The organism is Aquitalea sp. USM4 (assembly GCF_004328945.1).
Taxonomy (GTDB): Bacteria; Pseudomonadota; Gammaproteobacteria; order Burkholderiales; family Chromobacteriaceae; genus Aquitalea; species Aquitalea pelogenes.
In genome coordinates this window covers 4,273,999-4,291,790 of sequence record NZ_CP029539.1, presented here as the reverse complement: position 1 = coordinate 4,291,790, position 17,792 = coordinate 4,273,999, and the positions used below count along the sequence as shown (strand labels likewise).

The window sequence follows — 17,792 nt, the reverse complement described above, 5'->3', positions numbered from 1 at the left end:
GTTCGAGTCTCTCCGCTCGCACCACCAGATAGATGAACAGTTTTATATTGTTTTCTGTTTTTTCTATATATTTCCATCTGCTTCAAATTCAAGTTGCGACTTTCCCATTGGATGCATTTGTACATCTTCATCAATTGAAGGGGCTTGATTCATCTGTCATGGTTCCCATCGTGCACAGGTCTCGCTGGATGGGGCCGTTGGATGTTTTCCCGGCTTGGACTCTTGATGGACGAGATCTTCCTTGGAAGGCATGGCTGCGTGTGTATCAGCAAGCCGTGCTATGATCGCTCGTTTGTTCCCCTTTCCTTACACCTGACTGAGATATTAGGTAAACCATAAGGGCTCTCACTTGATTATGAATCATTCCATTATTGGGCGTGCCCTGCTGTTGGGTGCGTTGTTGCTGTCTGGTGTTGCGCATGCTGAAACGGAAGATATTCCTTTGCCGGGTGATGTGCAAAATGCACCAGTCAAGACGATAAAGTCATCGACTCGTCATGAGCGTGCGGGAGGTGTGGCAAAGCGCGCAGGTGCAGAGCGTCGGTCGGCAAAACACGTCAAACGAAATGGCCATGCTCATGCCAAGCGAAAGGCCGTGAAGCTGCACAGGGGCGGCGGGGCCGTCAAAGTGCATAAGGCCAAAGTTTTGGCTAAGCACACTCCAGCCCATTCATCACATGCCAAGAAATACAAATCGCATAAACCAAGTAAAAACAATAATATAAAAAAGAGCACAAAAAAGAAGAGTAAAAAAATGCACTGAGCCTCTTGCCAATTAGAAGGCGGAACGCTATATTTCAGCCCTTCGCCGGTGTAGCTCAGTTGGTAGAGCACCTGACTTGTAATCAGGGGGTCGCGAGTTCGATTCCTGCCGCCGGCACCAAATACTGCGGGCCTTGTAGAGATACAAGGCCCGTTTTGCGTTTGTTGTTCTATGAATTGCATTTCAAGTGCGAGATTGCCGCTGCGGATGTGCGTCATCTGCGGCTGCAGTCCATGCAATACGACAGGATGAATTTGCCCGCATGTCACGTGATGGCAAGTTCCTGTGAACTGAGTCTTGGTCAGGTGCTCGCCGATTTTTCCCTTTTCCTCCTGGTATGCCTAGTATGCTTGCCGGTAGCGGTGATTCGGCTGCATACAAAACAGGGCACATGCTATACTGCGCGTCTTCGCAATGTAGTGCTGTCCTGCCAAGGCTGTTGTGCTGGCGGTGGATGAACTGCACTTGTAGCTGGGGCTTGAGGCCCCATATAGAGCCGAAGCCCTGGAGGGTTTCACCTGTTTTCCAAGATACGAATTGTTCGTGCAAGAGCCGAACTCGTATTCAGCTGACTAGTTTAAGGATTGAACATGCAAGTACAACTGGAAACGTTGAGCAATCTTGAGCGTCGCATGAACATCGCTCTGCCGATGGCTGCCATTGATGCCCAAGTGACCGAGCGCCTGAAGCGCGTGGCTCGCACTGCCAAGATTCAAGGTTTCCGCCCGGGCAAGGCTCCGCTGAAGATTGTTGAAGCCAACTACGGTGCCCAGGTGCGTGAAGAGGTGTTGGGCGAGCAGGTTCAGCAAGGTTTTTACAGTGCTGTCAGCGAGCAGAAATTGCGTGTTGCGGGCTATCCGCGCTTCGAGCCGGTTGCCGCTGAAGGTGACGCTGAAAACTTCAAGTTTGCCGCTACTTTTGAAGTGTATCCGGAAGTGAAGGTTGGCGAGCTGGCTGACAAGGAAATCAAGAAGCCTTCCACCCCGGTTACCGATGTTGAAATCGAAAAGACCATCGACATCCTGCGCAAGCAACGTACCCGCTACAACCGCGTTGAGCGTGCCGCTGCTGAAGGTGATCGCGTGATCATCGACTTCAAGGGCAGCATCGATGGCGTGCTGTTTGAAGGTGGTTCTTCCGAAAACTTCCCCTTTGTAATTGGTCAGGGTCAGATGCTGGCTGACTTCGAGGCTGGTGTGACCGGCCTGAAGGAGGGTGAAGTCAAGAATGTGGAAGTGTCCTTCCCGGCTGACTATCATGGCAAGGATGTAGCAGGCAAGACTGCTGTATTTGAAATCACCGTGAAGAACGTTGCTGAAGCAACCCTGCCGGAAGTGAATGAAGAGTTCGCCAAGCTGCTGGGCATCGCTGATGGCGACGTAGAAAAGATGCGCGCTGAAATTCGCAAGAATGTTGAGCGCGAAGTGAAGCGTCGCCTGCAAGCCCGCACCAAGGAAGCCGTGATGCAGGCCCTGCTGGATGCGACCGAAATCACTTTGCCGAAGGCTCTGGTTCAACTGGAAATCGGTCGTCTGATTGAACAGGCGCAACGCGACATGCAGCAACGCGGCATGAACGTAAAAGACATGCCTTTCCCGCCGGAACTGTTTGCCCAGCAAGCAGAGCGCCGCGTGGCACTGGGTCTGATCCTGGCTGAAGTGGTGGAAGCGAACAAGCTGGAAGCCAAGCCGGAACAAGTCAAGGCCATGATCGAAGAGTTTGCTGACAGCTACGAGCATCCGGAAGAAGTGCTGACCTGGTATTACGCCAGCGCAGATCGTCTGGAAGGCCCGACCTCCATGGTGCTGGAAGACAATGTTGTGGAATTTGTCCTGTCCAAGGCCAAGGTTGAAGTGGAAGAGCTGTCCTTTGATGCCCTGATGGGTAACAACGCCTGATAACGATACAAACGGAGTTGGTCGATGAAATCGATGATTGAACCGCAAGGGCTGGGCCTGGTGCCCATGGTGGTGGAGCAGAGTGGTCGTGGCGAGCGTGCCTACGACATCTACTCGCGCCTGCTCAAGGAACGTATCGTGTTCCTGGTGGGGCCCGTCACTGACGAATCGGCCAACCTTGTTGTAGCGCAGATGTTGTTCCTTGAGTCGGAAAATCCGGACAAGGACATCTACTTCTATATCAATTCACCGGGTGGTTCGATTACCGCCGGCATGTCCATTTACGACACGATGAATTTCATCAAGCCGGACATCTCCACCCTGTGCATTGGCCAGGCTGCCAGTATGGGTGCCTTCCTGCTTTCGGCAGGGACGCAAGGCAAGCGCTTTGCGCTGACCAACAGCCGTGTGATGATCCACCAGCCCTTGCTGTATGGCGGTGGTCTGAGCGGCCAGGTGACCGATATTGAAATCCATGCCCGTGAGCTGGTGAAGGTGAAGGCCAAGATGAATGAGTTGCTGGCCAAGCATTCCGGCCAGACCATTGAGCGTTTGCAGGCCGACACCGAGCGTGACAATTTCATGTCCGCCGACGAAGCTCGTGAATATGGCCTGATTGATAAAGTGCTGACCTCCCGCAAGGATGTCACGGCGTAAGCAGTGGAACTAGCTAATGGCTGATAAAAGCAGCAACGAAAAACTTCTGTATTGCTCTTTCTGCGGCAAGAGCCAGCATGAAGTCCAGCGTCTGATCGCCGGTCCTCAGGTGTTTATCTGCAATGAGTGTGTCGAGCTTTGCAATGACATCATTCGCGAGGAGCTGGAAAAGGTAGTGGGTGAGATTGGTGAGGCAGGAACTGCCTCAACGGCTTTGCCCACGCCACAGGAAATCCGCGCCGATCTGGATCAGTACATTATTGGTCAGGATTTCGCCAAGAAAACGCTTTCTGTTGCCGTGTACAACCATTACAAGCGTCTGTACACCCCGGCAAGCGACAAGGATGAAGTCGAGCTGGCCAAGAGCAACATCCTGCTGGTAGGGCCTACCGGCTCAGGCAAGACTTTGCTGGCGCAGTCGCTGGCACGTTTGCTGGATGTGCCGTTCGTCATTGCAGATGCCACCACGCTGACCGAGGCCGGCTATGTGGGTGAGGATGTCGAACACATCATCCAGAAACTGCTGCAAAAGTGCGATTACGATGTGGAAAAGGCCCAGCGCGGCATTGTTTACATCGATGAAATCGACAAGATTTCGCGCAAATCGGAAAACCCGTCCATTACCCGCGATGTTTCGGGTGAGGGTGTGCAGCAAGCCTTGCTGAAGCTGATCGAAGGGACGGTTGCTTCTATTCCGCCGCAAGGTGGGCGCAAGCATCCGAACCAGGAATTCATTCAGGTGGATACCACCAATATCCTGTTCATCTGCGGTGGTGCATTTGATGGTCTGGAAAAGATCATCCGTCGCCGCTCGGAAAAGGGTGGGATCGGTTTTGGTGCGGAAGTCAGCTCCAAGGATGACAGCAAGTCCACTTCTGCCTTGTTCAAGGAGGCAGAGCCGGAAGATCTCATCCGTTTTGGTCTGATTCCCGAGCTGATTGGCCGTCTGCCGGTGGTTGCTACGCTGGAAGAGCTGGACGAAGAGGCCATGGTCACCATTCTGACGCAGCCCAAGAATGCACTGATCAAGCAGTATCAGCGCTTGTTCCGCATGGAAAACGTCGAGCTGGAAGTGCGTCCGTCTGCATTGCGTGTCATTGCCAAGCAGGCGCTGATTCGCAAGACGGGTGCGCGTGGTTTGCGTTCCATCATTGAACGTGTATTGCTGGACACGATGTATGAGCTGCCTTCCATGGAAAACGTGGAAAAAGTCGTGGTAGATGAAAAGGTTATCGAAAAAGGTGAAAAGCCTTTGTTTATCTATCGTGACAAGGATGAGCAGGCTCAGTCTGCCTGAGGCTGTGCAGTCGCAGATAAAGCCGCCCTTAATGGGCGGTTTTCTTTTGTAATGTCGCCAAACTGATTTAGTATGGGGTGTTGATTTTCAGCATGACCGCCCCATCTTTCATGCAATGTTTCACGTACGCAAGGTTAGGTGATATGCCCCAACCCGCAGAACTCCGCGAAGAAACCACATTGCCCCTGCTCCCGTTGCGGGATGTGGTTGTTTTTCCTCATATGGTCATCCCGCTGTTTGTCGGCAGGGCCAAGTCAATCAGGGCGCTGGAAAGCGCCATGGACGAAGGCAAGCAGGTGCTGCTGGTAGCCCAGCGCTCTGCCTCCAAGGACGAACCGGAAGCGGATGACCTTTACAGCGTCGGCACAATTGCCTCGGTGCTGCAAATGCTCAAGCTCCCGGATGGCACGGTTAAAGTGCTGGTCGAGGGCCGTCAGCGCGCGCAAATTTCCCAGGTTGAAGAAGATGGTGGCTGCTTTGTCGGCACCATCACGCCGCTGGCAGCGGACGGCGAGGACTCTACCGAGTCCGAAGCCATGCGCCGTGCCTTGCTGGCCCAGTTTGAACAGTACGTCAAACTCAACAAGAAGATTCCGCCGGAAGTCATGACATCCCTGGCGGGGATCGAGCGTGCCGGCCGCATGGCAGATACCATCGTCGCCCATCTGCCGCTCAAGCTTGAGCAAAAGCAGGAAGTGCTGGAGATGTTTGATGTCCGCGCCCGGCTTGAGCATCTGCTGTCCCAGCTCGAAGGCGAAATTGACATCCTGCAGGTGGAAAAGCGCATCCGTGGTCGCGTCAAGCGCCAGATGGAAAAGAGTCAGCGCGAGTACTACCTGAACGAGCAGGTCAAGGCCATCCAGAAAGAACTGGGTGATATGGATGAAGTCAGCGACATCGACGAGCTGGAAAAGAAGATTCGCCTGGCTGGCATGCCAAAAGAAGCCAAGGACAAGGTCAGTGCCGAGCTTAAAAAGCTCAAGATGATGTCGCCGATGTCAGCGGAAGCGACGGTTGTGCGCAATTACATTGACACCCTGCTTGAGTTGCCCTGGAAGAAAAAGACCAAGATCAACAAGGATGTGGCCAATGCCGAGGCGGTACTGGATGAGGATCACTTTGGCCTGGAAAAGGTCAAGGAGCGCATTCTGGAGTACCTGGCAGTGCAGCAGCGAGTCGACAAGCTCAAAGCGCCTATTTTGTGCCTGGTAGGACCGCCAGGGGTGGGTAAGACCTCTCTGGGTCAGTCCATCGCCCGTGCGACCAACCGCAAGTTTGTCCGCATGGCACTGGGTGGCGTGCGCGACGAGTCCGAGATTCGTGGTCATCGTCGTACCTATATCGGCTCCATGCCGGGCAAGGTACTGCAGAATATGAGCAAAGTCGGGGTGAAGAACCCGTTGTTCCTGTTGGATGAGGTGGACAAGATGGGGGCTGATTTCCGTGGCGACCCATCATCTGCCTTGCTGGAAGTACTGGATCCGGAGCAAAATCACTCTTTCGTTGACCATTACGCCGAGGTTGAGTACGACCTGTCTGACGTGATGTTTGTAGCCACTGCCAATTCGCTGAATATTCCCCATGCCTTGCTGGATCGCATGGAGATCATTCGATTGGCCGGCTACACCGAAGACGAAAAGGTCAATATCGCGCTGAAGTACCTGGTGCCCAAGCAGATGAAGGCCAACGGCGTGCAGGATGGCGAGCTGGTGCTGCAGGAAAGTGCCTTGCGCGACATCGTTCGCTACTACACCCGCGAGGCGGGTGTCCGTAGTCTGGACCGGGAAATCGCCAAGATCTGCCGCAAGGTGGTCACCAGCACGCTGCTGGGCAAGAACAAGGCAGCCAAGGTGACGGTAAATGCGAAGAACCTCGACAAATATCTGGGCGTTCATCGCTTTGATTATGGCGTGGCTGAGCAGGAAAACCGTATTGGTCAGGTGACGGGCCTTGCCTGGACCGAGGTGGGTGGCGAGTTGCTCACCATCGAAGCAGTATCACTGCCTGGCAAGGGTAATATTGTCCGTACCGGCCAATTGGGTGAGGTGATGCAGGAGTCCATCACCGCGGCAATGAGTGTGGTGCGCAGTCGTTCGCGTGCCTTGGGAATCAAACCGGATTTCCATGAAAAGCATGACATGCACATTCATGTGCCGGAAGGTGCAACACCCAAGGACGGACCGAGTGCCGGCATTGCCATGACGACTGCAATTGTTTCCGTTCTTGCGGGAATTCCGGTACGCTCTGACGTGGCGATGACGGGCGAAATCACCTTGCGTGGCGAAGTGCTGCCCATTGGTGGTTTGAAAGAAAAACTGCTGGCTGCGCATCGTGGTGGAATCAAGCATGTGCTGATTCCGCATGGCAACGCCAAGGATCTGGTGGATATTCCTGCCAACATCAAGCAGAAGCTGGAGATTCATCCCGTTAAGTGGATCGACGAGGTATTGGCCCTGGCATTGGAACGCCAGCCCGAACCCTTGCCTGATGACGCGAAGCCGGACGAGTTGCACCCCGCGCCGGAAGGTGCGTCCGGTGTATCCGTAATGACGCATTAAAAATCAGTATGTTGCAGCCGTAGTGAAATTACCGGGCCGCTTGTGCTTTCCGGATGACCTTGCCATAAGGCAATATTCCTCTGGAAGCCGCTTGACACAAGGATTTTGACCTTGCTATAAAGCAAGCGGTTTTTATCCGAATTACGTAGACCGAAGAACGACGAAAGGGGACTTACGTGAACAAGTCTGAACTGATTGATGCAATCGCCGCTGAAGCTGATATTTCCAAAGCTGCAGCTGCCAAGGCACTGGATGGTATGGTTGCCGCTGTTACCGACGCTCTGAAAAAGGGCGACACCGTGACTTTGGTAGGTTTTGGTACTTTCTATGTTGGCGAGCGTGCTGAACGCAGCGGTCGCAACCCGAAAACTGGCGAAACCATCAAGATCCCGGCTGCACGTTCTCCGAAGTTCCGTGCTGGCAAAGCACTGAAAGACGCGCTATAATCTTTAACCTTGTCGTTAGCGATAGCGGCAAGGTTTTATAGCGGGCGTTTAGCTCAGTTGGTAGAGCGTCTGCCTTACAAGCAGAATGTCGGCGGTTCGACTCCGTCAACGCCCACCAAAGTTTGGAGTGGTAGTTCAGTTGGTTAGAATACCGGCCTGTCACGCCGGGGGTCGCGGGTTCGAGTCCCGTCCACTCCGCCAGAATCTACAGAAAAGGTGAACGTATTCAGTCGTTCACCTTTTTTTTTACCAATGGGGTGGCTTGCGCCGATATCGCCATGTTCGATTTTGTTCAGAATAATAAAATTGCCATTCAAGTCATTCTGGGCGCGGTTGCGCTGACCTTTGTTGGCTTTGGTGTGGGTAGTTATACCTCTGCCGTGGAAGACCCGTACCTGGTCAAGGTAGGCTCTGCCAAGATTTACAAACGGGATCTCGACCGCTTGCTTGAAGGCCAGCCTTCCGATGCGGCAACCCGTCAGCAGGCACTGGAGGACTTGATTCGTCAGGACTTGCTGCTCGCTGCGGCGCAGGACGGTGGAGCAACCGTCAGCCCGGAGCAATTGCGCAAAGTGATTGCCGGCATTGCCGAGCTGCAGGAAAACGGCCAGTTCAGTGCCACGCGCTATAAAGAATTCCTTGCTGCACGCAATATGTCACCCGAGGCTTTTGAAGCCAAAATCAGCCGTGACATCATGCTGCAAAATCAGATCAACAATTTCGCTGGCACTGGATTTGTATCGCGCAGCGTAGTGGAGCGCATGGGCGGTTTGATGGCGCAGGAGCGCCAGGTTCGCCTGCTCTTGTTGAAACCGGCTGACTTTGCTTCCCAGGTCAAGACCGATGACGCGGCGCTGAAGGCTTTCTATGATGCCAATGCCAAGCGCTTCCGTACGTCGGAGTCCGTCAAGCTTGATTACGTGTTGCTGTCTCCACAGTCTGTTGCTGCTACCTTGAGCGTGACGGATGCCGAAGTGAAGCAATACTATGAGCAGCACAAGGCGGAACTGGCAGGTGAAGAGCGTCGTGCTTCCCATATCCTGCTGACTGTACCCAAGGATGCCAAACCGGCAGAGAAGGCAAAGATCAAGGCTGAAGCTGAAGCCTTGCTCAAACAGTTGCGCGCCGACCCTGCTAAGTTTGCGGAACTGGCCAAGGCCAAATCGCAAGACCCAGGCTCAGCCGCCAATGGTGGCGATCTTGGCTTCTTTGCACGTGGAGCCATGGTCAAGCCGTTTGATGATGTGGTGTTCCGCATGCAAGCTGGCAAGATCAGTGAGGTGGTGGAAACCGAGTATGGTTACCACATCATCAAGCTTGACGAGATAAAGCAACCTGACTTCGCTGCAGTCAAGGCAGCAGTGGAGGCCAAGCTGAAACAGCAGAAGGCCGCGGGACAATTGCGCAGCATGGCCGACAAGCTGGCAGAAGTTGCCTATCAGCAAGCAGACTCCCTCAAGGGTGTGCAAGATGCCCTGAAGTTGCAGATTCAACACTCTGACTGGGTGTCTCGTGACAAGAAATCTGCCGATCCGGTATTGTCCAACGCCAAGGTGCTGGATGCGGCCTTCAGTGATGATGTGTTGAAGAAAAAGCACAATAGCGAGCCGGTGGATATTGGCGGCGGTAATCTGGTGGTGGTACGTGTGGCTGACCATCAGCCTGAGCGTCAGCAAAAGCTGGATGAAGTGCGTGATGTCATCAAGAATGAGCTGATTGCCACTGAAGGCGCCAAGCTTGCAGAAAAACAGGGCCAGGCTCTGTTGGCGCAGCTTAAGGCCGGCAAGGGTGTTGATGGTCAGAAATGGGGTGAACTGCAAACGGTTTCGCGTCGTAACCCTGGCAACATGATTGCGGGTGATGTGCGTGCGGTATTCTCTGCTGCAACCTCCACCTTGCCGGCCTTTGCCGGTAGCAAGCATGATAATGGCGACTATGCGATTTACCAGATTGCCAATGTTGCTGCGGGTGCTGCTGTCAATGACGCAGAGCGTACTCAACTGGCTGGGGCAATGATGCAGATGGCTGCGCGCAGTCAATTGGGTAGCTACCTGGAAACACTGCGCCAAAAGTACCCCATCAAGATGGGCAAGCAACAGCTGAACGATCAAAGCGAACAGTAATATTCTGATGGGCAGGGCCGGAATCCGGTCCTGTCCCTTGCTTGGATTGCGTTGCGCAATAAAAAAAGGGCCGTAAGGCCCTTTGTTTTATCCGGGATGCTTAAGCCGCAAAATTCTTGGCAGCGAAGTCCCAGTTTACCAGCTTCCAGAAGCTGTCCAGATAGTTCGGACGGCTATTGCGGTAGTCGATGTAGTAGGCATGCTCCCACACGTCACAGGTCAGGATCGGGGTCTTGTCGGTGGTCAGCGGAGTGGCGGCATTGCTGGTGGAAACCAGGTCCAGCGAGCCATCGCTATTCTTCACCAGCCAGGCCCAGCCGGAGCCGAAGGTGCCAACGGCAGTCTGGGTAAAGGCTTTCTTGAACTCTTCGAAGGAGCCCCACTTGGCGTTGATGGCATCAGCCAGCGCGCCAGTCGGTTCGCCGCCAGCATTCGGTGCCAGGCCAAACCAGTAGAAAGTGTGGTTCCATACCTGAGCGGCATTATTGAAGATGCCACCGGAAGATTTCTTGACGATTTCTTCCAGCGAGGCATTTTCAAACTCGGTGCCCTTGATCAGGTTGTTCAGGTTGGTGATGTAGGTTTGGTGATGCTTGCCGTAGTGGAATTCCAGGGTTTCCTTGGAGATGTGGGGGGCCAGCGCATCCAGTGCGTAAGGCAGTTCCGGCAGTTTGTGTTCCATCATGCTCTCCTTGTTGAGAATTGGGCTTGCGAAATTGCGAAAGCCGAATCTAGCGGATAACTGTAACAGCAAGTGTACTGGATTCAACACTTGATCGCCAATAGTTGACTAAATAAGTAAAGTAAGAAAATGAATAAGTCATTCGACGTCGTGGTTCTGGGTGCCGGGGCTGCTGGCATGATGTGTGCCGCTATTGCGGGTCAGCGTGGACGCAAGGTGTTGCTGCTGGATCATGCCGAAAAGCTGGCAGAGAAAATTCGTATTTCCGGTGGTGGTCGCTGTAATTTCACCAACTACGATGCGAAGCCAGAGCGCTATTTATCTGAAAACCCGCATTTTTGTCGCTCGGCACTGGCACAGTTTGGTCCGCAGGAATTTATTGCCATGATTGAACGGCATGGCATTGCTTATCACGAAAAGAAACTGGGGCAGTTGTTTTGTGATGATTCCAGTCAGCAGGTCATCGATATGCTCGACGCCGAGTGTCAAAAAGGCGGGGTGTTCCGTCAGATGGGCGTTAGCATCAGTACTGTTAGCAAAGATGAAACAGGTTTGTTTGTGCTTGAAACTACCTCAGGTCTCTTCAGTGCGCATGCGCTTGTGGTGGCCACCGGTGGCTTGTCCATCCCGCAAATCGGCGCAACACCGCTGGGCTACCGTATTGCCGAGCAGTTCGGGCTGCCGGTGACAGGGCTGAGTCCGGCCTTGGTGCCGCTGACGTTTCATGTCGAGGATGCCGAGGCCTTTGCGCCGCTGGCCGGGGTGTCACTGGATGTGGAAGTGCGTGCAGGCAAGGGGCGTTTCCGTGAGCAGATCCTGTTTACTCACAAAGGCTTGTCCGGCCCGGCCATCCTGCAGATTTCCTCTTACTGGGAACCGGGAATGGATGTGGTGATCAATCTGCTGCCTGATTGTGACGTAGCGGCGTTTCTGGAGGAGCGGCAAGGCAGTGAACAGCTGTTGAGTAATGCGCTGGCTGAGTTGGGCTGGCCCAAGCGTTTTGCCGAGGCGTGGTTGAGCCGGTTGGGCTTCAATGTCAGGCTGAAGGATTTGTCGCCCAAAAAGCGGCTGCAACTGGCGGAGCAGATTCAGCATTGGCGCATCAAGCCCAATGGTACCCAGGGCTACAAGAAGGCTGAGGTGACGCGTGGTGGGGTTTCCACCAAGGCCTTGTCTTCCAAAACCATGGAAGCCAAGGATGTGCCAGGTCTGTTTTTTATCGGCGAAGTTGTTGATGTTACCGGCTGGCTGGGTGGGTACAACTTCCAGTGGGCGTGGTCATCCGGCTATGTGGCCGGCAAAAACTGCTAGAATTGCCACCTGATCCCGGTTCTTGCCTGTTGCACATTTCATTGAGTCTCCATGACCGAACAGTACGAAAATTTTGATGGTGCCATGGCATCCCTGCGCACGCCGCCGCATTCGACCGAGGCCGAACAATCGGTTCTTGGCGGTTTGATGCTGGATAATGGTGCTTTCGACAAGATTGCTGATGTAGTGTCCGAGGCGGATTTTTACCGCCATGACCACAAGCTGATTTTCAAGCACATTGCCCGTCTGATTGAGCTGGGCCGTCCTGCCGATGTGGTGACGGTATCCGAGGTTCTGGATAAAAACGCCGAGCTGGCGGATGTAGGTGGTCTGTCTTACCTGGCAACGCTGGCGCAGAACACTCCATCTGCTGCCAATATCCGCCGCTATGCCGAAATCGTGCGCGAGCGTTCCATCATGCGTCAGCTGGCGGTGGTCGGGGCGGAGATTGCCGAATCGGCATACACGCCACAAGGCCGCGATGCTGCCCAGCTGCTGGACGAAGCTGAGGGCAAGGTGTTCCAGATTGCCGAATCCACCGCCAAGTCCAAGCAGGGCTTTCTGGAAATGCCAGGCCTGTTGAAGGAAGTGGTGGAACGGATTGACATGCTTTACAGCCGGGATAATCCGGACGAAGTGACTGGTATTCCTACCGGCTTTATCGACCTGGATGCCAAGACATCCGGTCTGCAGCCCGGGGACCTGGTGATTGTGGCTGGGCGTCCATCCATGGGTAAAACCGCGTTTTCGATGAATATTGCCGAGCATGTGGCAGTGGAGGCGCATTTGCCGGTGGCGGTGTTCTCCATGGAAATGGGGGGCGCGCAGCTGGTGATGCGTATGCTGGGCTCGGTGGGGCGGCTTGATCAGCATGTATTGCGTACCGGCAAGCTGGGCGATGAGGACTGGCAAAAACTCACTTACGCTATCGGCAAGCTGTCGGAAGCGCCGATGTATATCGACGAAACCCCGGCACTCACTGCACTGGAACTACGTGCCCGTGCCCGCCGTCTGGCACGTCAGCATGGCGGCAAGCTTGGCTTGATCGTGATCGACTATTTGCAGCTGATGTCGGGTTCTGGTCGTGGTGATAATCGTACTGCCGAGTTGGGCGAAATTTCTCGTGGCCTGAAGGGTCTGGCCAAAGAGTTGCAGGTGCCGGTGATTGCACTGTCGCAGCTGTCGCGTGCGGTGGAGCAGCGTCCCAACAAGCGCCCGATGATGTCTGACTTGCGTGAATCCGGTGCCATCGAGCAGGATGCTGACATCATCATCTTCATGTATCGCGAAGAGTACTACAACCCGGAAAACGTGGAAGTGAAGGGCATGGCCGAGGCCATTATCGGTAAGCACCGTAATGGTCCCACCGGTGCGGTGCGGCTGGCTTTTGTCGGCAAGCACGCCAAATTCGAAAATGCCGCCACGCTGGGTATCAGTGGCTGGGCGGATAGTGACGGCTAACCCCGCCTGATGATCTGGTTACCGGGTGCAGCAAGTCTGTATCTGTTCACGAAAGGTAGTTCATGAGCTATTTCGACAAACATGTATTTATCTGCTGCAACCAGCGTGCTGCCGGGGAGGATTGCTGCAATAAGCATGGTTCCAGTGAGCTGCTGGGCTATATGAAGGACCGTGTCAAGGCGCTGGGCCTGGCGGGTGACGGCAAGATCCGTATCAATAAGGCGGGCTGTCTGGGCCGTTGTGATGATGGGCCGGTGATGGTGGTTTATCCGCAAGAGACCTGGTACACCTTTGTCGATCGTGAGGACATCGACGAAATCATCGATGAGCACATGGTGGCTGGTCGTGTTGTTGAAAGGTTGAAGATCTGATGTTGAAAGCCCTGAACAAGTGTGTGATTTCCGGCCCGGTTGGCGAGCTGGAGACCATCGTGGTATTGCCGCAAGGCGAGCCGCAGGGAGTTGCCGTGATTTGCCACCCGAACCCGCTACAGGGCGGCACCAATACCAACAAGGTGGTGCAGACGGCCGCCAAGGCGCTGTCTCAGCTGGGTTATGCCTGTTACTGCCCGAACTTGCGCGGGGTGGGGGAGAGCCGCGGTCAGCACGACCATGGGGTTGGCGAGGTGGAGGATGTCATTGCCGTGGTGGAGCATGCTCGTACGGTGCATGGCGACTTGCCGCTGGCACTGGCAGGGTTCTCGTTCGGCGGTTTTGTGGCGGCGCGAACCCGTGCCGTGATTGAGGCTGACAAGTTGTTGCTGATGGGTGTGGCAGTGGGTAAGTACACCATTCCGACTCCAGCGGTGCCGGCTGATACCCTGGTGATTCATGGTGAAGAGGATGAGGTGATTCCGCTGTCAGCCGTGCTGGACTGGGCGCGTCCACAGGATTTGCCGGTTATGGTGTTCCCGGGTGCGGGACACTTCTTCCATGGCAAGCTGATCAAGCTGGGGCAGATGATTCAGCGCTGCTGGTAAGCCCGTCTTGCCAACACGAAAATAGCCAGTCTGTTGACTGGCTATTTTTAATTAACGGTGCAGATCGCCGGCTGCTTCAGGCTGGTAGGTGACTTCCAGGACGGTGAGACGGGTTTGACCTGCCAGCGTAGGCCAGTCAATCGACTGCCCTTCGGCCAGGCCTAGCAGGGCAGCACCAACCGGCGCCAGAACTGAAACATGCCCAGCAGTGCCGTCTGCCTGATTGGGGTAGACCAGTGTCAGCAGTTTTTCTTCGCCGCTTTGTTCAATACGTACCCGTGCCGTACTGTTCATGGTGATGATACCCGCCGGTATGTCTTCCGGCTCTACCACTTCGGCACGTTCCAGCTCGGCTTCCAGCGCCGCCAACGTTGTCTTGTCCTGAGCTGGCATGCGCTCCATCCAGGCTGCCAGCCTTTCGTAATCAAGACTGGAAACAATGATGGATGGTTGGCTGGGCATGGTTGACTCCTTCTCGCAATAAAAAGCACAGGCATTTTCAAGCCTGTGCGCATGGTGATAAATGAGGTATTGGAGTTGGAGTGTCAGGGCGACGGAAAGTTGCCACTGGTCTAGCCAAGCAGGCTGAGTGCACTACGCTGGGAAAGATTGGCTTGTGCCTGCACGGCGATGGCTGACTGGCCAAGGATTTGCTGCTGCACCAATTGCGCTGTGGCTGCTGCAAAGTCGGTGTCGCTGATGCGACTGTTGGCTGCCTGGGCATTAAGTGAGGCATTTTGCAAATTACTGATGGCCGCAGCAAATTGATTGCTGGCTGCACCCAGCTGGGTGCGCGAGTTGCCAATGGTGGCAAGGTCTGCTTGCATCTGCGATTGTGCTGCAATGGCGCCAGCGGGGCTGGACAGATCAATGGTGCCGGTGGCTGCCAGATTGGCATTGTAGCTGTTGAGGCCTCCACTGGAAGGCGAGGCTGACAGATTGCTGGTGCTGACGTTGATCTGGTTACCACTGCCGCCATTGGGTCCAACCTGAAATTGCAGGCTGTTATTGCTGCTCAGTAGTGCCGTGCCGTTGTACTGGGTGTTCTGGATAATGGCCGAGTTGCTTTGGGTGAGCTGATCCACCTGTTGTTGCAAGGCCTGGCGATTGCTGCTGTTGAGGGCTGCATTGCCGGCCTGGATGGCTAGTTCCTGAATCTGCTGGGTATTGCTTTGCAATTGCGATAGGGCGCTGTCGGCAGTTTGCACCACGGAAATCCCGTCCAGTGCATTGCTGCTTGCCTGATTATCGCCGCGAACCTGCGCCTCAAGGGATTGTGACAGGGCTGTATTTGCAGCATTCACTGCAGCATTGTTCAGTTGTGTGCCGGACGAGAGCTGTTCCAGAGTCTGTTCGGTTTTCTTGCGCGATTTCTCCAGCTGGGCCTGTGCACTTAGAACACTAGAATTGCTGCCGATGGTTAACATGTCATGCTCGCTTACAGTACAGTCAGATCACGGCCTTAACTATAGTTTCAGTCTTGCTGCTTAACCAGTATTTACACAAAAACACCCGCCTGGAGCGGGTGTTTACTGTTGTATTGCTAATAAAACTCAGCGAGAAGCAGGTTTGGCAGGTGTGCCGGCAGACTGTGTCAGCACTTCGTAGCCGGTTTCGGTAACCAGAATGGTGTGCTCCCACTGCGCCGACAAGCTGCGGTCCTTGGTGGCGACTGTCCAGCCATCGCCCATCATGCGCAGGTGACGTTTACCCTGGTTGATCATCGGTTCGATGGTGAAGATCATGCCGGCTTCCAGTTTGAGCCCGGTGCCGGGGCGGCCATAGTGCAGGACTTGCGGCTCTTCGTGGAAGCGCTTGCCAATGCCGTGGCCGCAGAACTCTTGCACCACACTGTAGCCGCTGGCTTCGGCATATTGCTGAATCGCATAGCCGATGTCACCCAGTGTGGCACCTGGTTTGACCTTTTCAATACCGCGCCACATGCATTCATAAGTAATCTTGCACAGACGGCGGGCATGCTCGCTGACTTCGCCAACATAGAACATGCGGCTGGTGTCGCCGTGGTAACCATCCTTGATGACGGTAATGTCGATGTTCATGATGTCGCCGTTCTTCAGCGGCTTGTCATTGGGAATACCATGGCACACCACGCTGTTGATCGAGGTGCAGATTGACTTGGGGTAGGGGTTGTGGCCGTCCGGCGCGTAGTTGAGCGGAGCCGGAATGCAGCCTTGCACATTGACCATGTAGTCATGGCAAAGCTTGTCGATGGCCTCGGTGGTGACACCGGGTTTGACGAAAGGCGTGATGTAGTCGAGTACTTCGGAAGCAAGCTTGCCGGCGATACGCATTTTCTCGATATCGGCGGCTGTTTTCAGTTCAACGCTCATTGTGGTGGTCTTGGTGTGTGCGGCAATGTTCCATTCTAGCAAATGATGAAAAAACGGGCATCCCGCAGGACGCCCGTTTTACAGTTTGTTGCTAAGCGATGTTCAGCTTAGAACGCTACCTTCAGGCCAACACCGAAGGCTTGCGGGTCAACACCAGCTGCCAGAGCGGCAGAGGAGGTACCTACACCGGAAGTGTAGATGGAGGTGTTGGCAAAGTTAGCGCTTTGGGCGCTCTTGTTGGTGATCTTGGTGTAGTAGCTGAACACCTTGGTGGTCTTGCTCAGGTTGTAGTCAACACCCAGAGCCCACTGATGAGCCTTGTAGTTGTCTTCAGTACCTGCCGCAGCACCCTTCAGGCGACCCAGCGAGCTGTATTCCAGTTTCACGGTAGCAGCGCCGATATCCTGGCCAACAGACAGGGTCCAGTCATCTTGCTTCAGAGTAGTGCCAGTGGTGGTGGAGTCAAAACGACCGAATTCATAACCGGCACCCACGAAAGTACCCGTGGCGAATTTGTAGCTGGTAGCCAGTTTGTAGAAGTTGGTGTTTTTGCCGGAGAAGGTGGTTGCGCCTTTGTAATCGCCTTTGTCATTCTGACGATCCCAGCCCGCTGCAACTTGCAGGCCACCGTTGGTGTAGTTGGTTGCCAGGGAGATGCGGGAGGCATTGGTACCATTGGTACGGGTTTCATCAACACCGTAAGAAGCACCAATCTGGAAGCCGGACCAGTTCGGGGAGAAGTAGTGGATGGAGTTCTTCAGACGGGTTTCTGCACGGCTGTAAACCTGACCGGAGCCGTTGTTTTCAGCGGTGGTGTCGCCGAACAGGTTCAGGCCGATGTTGGTCATTGCCTTGTAAGCGGAGTCATTCTGACCCAGCAGTACTTTACCGAAAGTGCCGTTGTCCAGGCCTACGAAGCTGTTGCGGGTGGCGAAGGTGGCAGTTTCGCCCTTGTCGTTGGTGCCGCCTTGTTCAAAGTACTTCAAGCTGCTTTCAACCTGCCAGATGGCCTTGGTGCCATTGCCCAGGTCTTCGGTGCCCTTGAAGCCGATGCGGGAGTTGTCATCCACGACGCGGGTGCGGGATTTGTAATCGGAAGCAGAGCCGGCGGTAGCGCCGGTGGCTTTGGTGGATTCGATGCTGCTGCTCAGGAAACCATAAATGGTTACGTCAGCGTGAGCGGCGAACGGAACGGCGAACAGGGTTGCAACCAGTGCGGCTAAGCTTTTCTTGTGCATCATCAGTGCTCCATCAGGGGTTTTGTGT

At 54.6% G+C, this 17,792-nt stretch carries 16 protein-coding genes and 3 tRNA genes; 14 read left to right on the top strand and 5 right to left on the bottom strand.

From position 1 onward, the window contains the following. Positions 1–355 precede the first annotated feature (355 nt). The 10 genes from DKK66_RS19725 to DKK66_RS19680 all read left to right on the top strand — a co-directional run bounded on the left by DKK66_RS19725 (position 356) and on the right by DKK66_RS19680 (position 9,742). Positions 356–763, top strand: coding sequence for a hypothetical protein (locus tag DKK66_RS19725; protein ID WP_131360750.1), 408 nt, complete (start codon positions 356–358; stop codon positions 761–763). A 44-nt stretch (positions 764–807) separates the two neighbouring features. Continuing rightward, positions 808–883: transfer RNA gene (locus DKK66_RS19720), tRNA-Thr, on the top strand. Positions 884–1,353: 470 nt separating this feature from the next. After that, positions 1,354–2,661, top strand: coding sequence for a trigger factor (tig, locus tag DKK66_RS19715; RefSeq protein ID WP_131360748.1), 1,308 nt, complete (start codon positions 1,354–1,356; stop codon positions 2,659–2,661). Positions 2,662–2,685: 24 nt separating this feature from the next. After that, positions 2,686–3,318 carry an ATP-dependent Clp endopeptidase proteolytic subunit ClpP gene (gene clpP / locus DKK66_RS19710; protein ID WP_131360746.1) on the top strand — a complete coding sequence of 211 codons (633 nt, stop codon included), beginning with the start codon at positions 2,686–2,688 and terminating at the stop codon, positions 3,316–3,318. A gap of 16 nt (positions 3,319–3,334) precedes the next feature. Continuing rightward, positions 3,335–4,615, top strand: coding sequence for an ATP-dependent Clp protease ATP-binding subunit ClpX (gene clpX / locus DKK66_RS19705; RefSeq protein ID WP_045848596.1), 1,281 nt, complete (start codon positions 3,335–3,337; stop codon positions 4,613–4,615). A 143-nt stretch (positions 4,616–4,758) separates the two neighbouring features. After that, positions 4,759–7,173, top strand: coding sequence for an endopeptidase La (gene lon / locus DKK66_RS19700; RefSeq protein WP_131361114.1), 2,415 nt, complete (start codon positions 4,759–4,761; stop codon positions 7,171–7,173). A gap of 176 nt (positions 7,174–7,349) precedes the next feature. Continuing rightward, positions 7,350–7,619, top strand: coding sequence for an HU family DNA-binding protein (locus DKK66_RS19695; RefSeq protein ID WP_043572292.1), 270 nt, complete (start codon positions 7,350–7,352; stop codon positions 7,617–7,619). A 42-nt stretch (positions 7,620–7,661) separates the two neighbouring features. Then, positions 7,662–7,737 (top strand) — tRNA-Val (locus tag DKK66_RS19690). Positions 7,738–7,743: 6 nt separating this feature from the next. Beyond that, positions 7,744–7,820 (top strand) — tRNA-Asp (locus DKK66_RS19685). Positions 7,821–7,897: 77 nt separating this feature from the next. Continuing rightward, a complete protein-coding gene (locus DKK66_RS19680; protein WP_131360744.1) occupies positions 7,898–9,742 on the top strand; it encodes a SurA N-terminal domain-containing protein in 1,845 nt (614 codons plus the stop codon). Between the two features lie 100 nt (positions 9,743–9,842). Here DKK66_RS19680 and sodB read toward each other — a convergent pair whose 3' ends face one another. Beyond that, positions 9,843–10,424, bottom strand: coding sequence for a superoxide dismutase [Fe] (gene sodB / locus DKK66_RS19675; RefSeq protein WP_045848599.1), 582 nt, complete (start codon positions 10,422–10,424; stop codon positions 9,843–9,845). Between the two features lie 129 nt (positions 10,425–10,553). On the opposite strand from sodB, the gene DKK66_RS19670 reads away from it, so the two are divergent. The 4 genes from DKK66_RS19670 (at position 10,554) to DKK66_RS19655 (ending at position 14,175) form a co-directional block, all read left to right on the top strand. Further along, positions 10,554–11,735: an NAD(P)/FAD-dependent oxidoreductase gene (locus DKK66_RS19670; RefSeq protein ID WP_131360741.1), complete on the top strand. Its 1,182-nt coding sequence runs from the start codon at positions 10,554–10,556 to the stop codon at positions 11,733–11,735. A 51-nt stretch (positions 11,736–11,786) separates the two neighbouring features. Next, complete coding sequence (dnaB, locus tag DKK66_RS19665; RefSeq protein WP_045848601.1) at positions 11,787–13,196, top strand: replicative DNA helicase; 1,410 nt, start codon at positions 11,787–11,789, stop codon at positions 13,194–13,196. A gap of 62 nt (positions 13,197–13,258) precedes the next feature. After that, the gene (locus DKK66_RS19660) at positions 13,259–13,567 is read left to right on the top strand and encodes a ferredoxin (protein WP_131360739.1); all 309 of its coding nucleotides are present in this window, start codon (positions 13,259–13,261) and stop codon (positions 13,565–13,567) included. Next, positions 13,567–14,175 carry an alpha/beta hydrolase gene (locus DKK66_RS19655; protein WP_131360737.1) on the top strand — a complete coding sequence of 203 codons (609 nt, stop codon included), beginning with the start codon at positions 13,567–13,569 and terminating at the stop codon, positions 14,173–14,175. Before DKK66_RS19660 ends, DKK66_RS19655 begins: the two co-directional genes overlap by 1 nt. A 51-nt stretch (positions 14,176–14,226) precedes the next feature. Here the strand turns inward: DKK66_RS19655 and rnk are convergent, their stop codons facing one another. The 4 genes from rnk to DKK66_RS19635 all read right to left on the bottom strand — a co-directional run bounded on the left by rnk (position 14,227) and on the right by DKK66_RS19635 (position 17,767). Further along, positions 14,227–14,637 (bottom strand): nucleoside diphosphate kinase regulator, encoded by a 411-nt coding sequence (gene rnk / locus DKK66_RS19650; protein ID WP_045848604.1) that lies wholly within the window; start codon positions 14,635–14,637, stop codon positions 14,227–14,229. 110 nt (positions 14,638–14,747) lie between these two features. After that, the gene (locus tag DKK66_RS19645; protein WP_131360735.1) at positions 14,748–15,602 is read right to left on the bottom strand and encodes a flagellin; all 855 of its coding nucleotides are present in this window, start codon (positions 15,600–15,602) and stop codon (positions 14,748–14,750) included. Positions 15,603–15,728: 126 nt separating this feature from the next. Continuing rightward, the gene (map, locus tag DKK66_RS19640; RefSeq protein WP_045848606.1) at positions 15,729–16,526 is read right to left on the bottom strand and encodes a type I methionyl aminopeptidase; all 798 of its coding nucleotides are present in this window, start codon (positions 16,524–16,526) and stop codon (positions 15,729–15,731) included. A 107-nt stretch (positions 16,527–16,633) separates the two neighbouring features. Then, entirely contained in the window at positions 16,634–17,767 is a 1,134-nt protein-coding gene (locus tag DKK66_RS19635; protein ID WP_242673528.1) for a porin, read from the bottom strand. Positions 17,768–17,792: the final 25 nt, after the last annotated feature.

What these genes read in the sequence shown, in the direction of transcription:
- DKK66_RS19725 (WP_131360750.1), top strand. Translation starts at nt 356, where the DNA reads ATGAATCATTCCATTATTGGGCGTGCCCTGCTGTTGGGTGCGTTGTTG.
- tig (WP_131360748.1), top strand. Translation starts at nt 1,354, where the DNA reads ATGCAAGTACAACTGGAAACGTTGAGCAATCTTGAGCGTCGCATGAAC.
- clpP (WP_131360746.1), top strand. Translation starts at nt 2,686, where the DNA reads ATGAAATCGATGATTGAACCGCAAGGGCTGGGCCTGGTGCCCATGGTG.
- clpX (WP_045848596.1), top strand. Translation starts at nt 3,335, where the DNA reads ATGGCTGATAAAAGCAGCAACGAAAAACTTCTGTATTGCTCTTTCTGC.
- lon (WP_131361114.1), top strand. Translation starts at nt 4,759, where the DNA reads ATGCCCCAACCCGCAGAACTCCGCGAAGAAACCACATTGCCCCTGCTC.
- DKK66_RS19680 (WP_131360744.1), top strand. Translation starts at nt 7,898, where the DNA reads ATGTTCGATTTTGTTCAGAATAATAAAATTGCCATTCAAGTCATTCTG.
- sodB (WP_045848599.1), bottom strand. Translation starts at nt 10,424, where the DNA reads ATGGAACACAAACTGCCGGAACTGCCTTACGCACTGGATGCGCTGGCC.
- DKK66_RS19670 (WP_131360741.1), top strand. Translation starts at nt 10,554, where the DNA reads ATGAATAAGTCATTCGACGTCGTGGTTCTGGGTGCCGGGGCTGCTGGC.
- dnaB (WP_045848601.1), top strand. Translation starts at nt 11,787, where the DNA reads ATGACCGAACAGTACGAAAATTTTGATGGTGCCATGGCATCCCTGCGC.
- DKK66_RS19660 (WP_131360739.1), top strand. Translation starts at nt 13,259, where the DNA reads ATGAGCTATTTCGACAAACATGTATTTATCTGCTGCAACCAGCGTGCT.
- DKK66_RS19655 (WP_131360737.1), top strand. Translation starts at nt 13,567, where the DNA reads ATGTTGAAAGCCCTGAACAAGTGTGTGATTTCCGGCCCGGTTGGCGAG.
- rnk (WP_045848604.1), bottom strand. Translation starts at nt 14,637, where the DNA reads ATGCCCAGCCAACCATCCATCATTGTTTCCAGTCTTGATTACGAAAGG.
- DKK66_RS19645 (WP_131360735.1), bottom strand. Translation starts at nt 15,602, where the DNA reads ATGTTAACCATCGGCAGCAATTCTAGTGTTCTAAGTGCACAGGCCCAG.
- map (WP_045848606.1), bottom strand. Translation starts at nt 16,526, where the DNA reads ATGAGCGTTGAACTGAAAACAGCCGCCGATATCGAGAAAATGCGTATC.
- DKK66_RS19635 (WP_242673528.1), bottom strand. Translation starts at nt 17,767, where the DNA reads ATGATGCACAAGAAAAGCTTAGCCGCACTGGTTGCAACCCTGTTCGCC.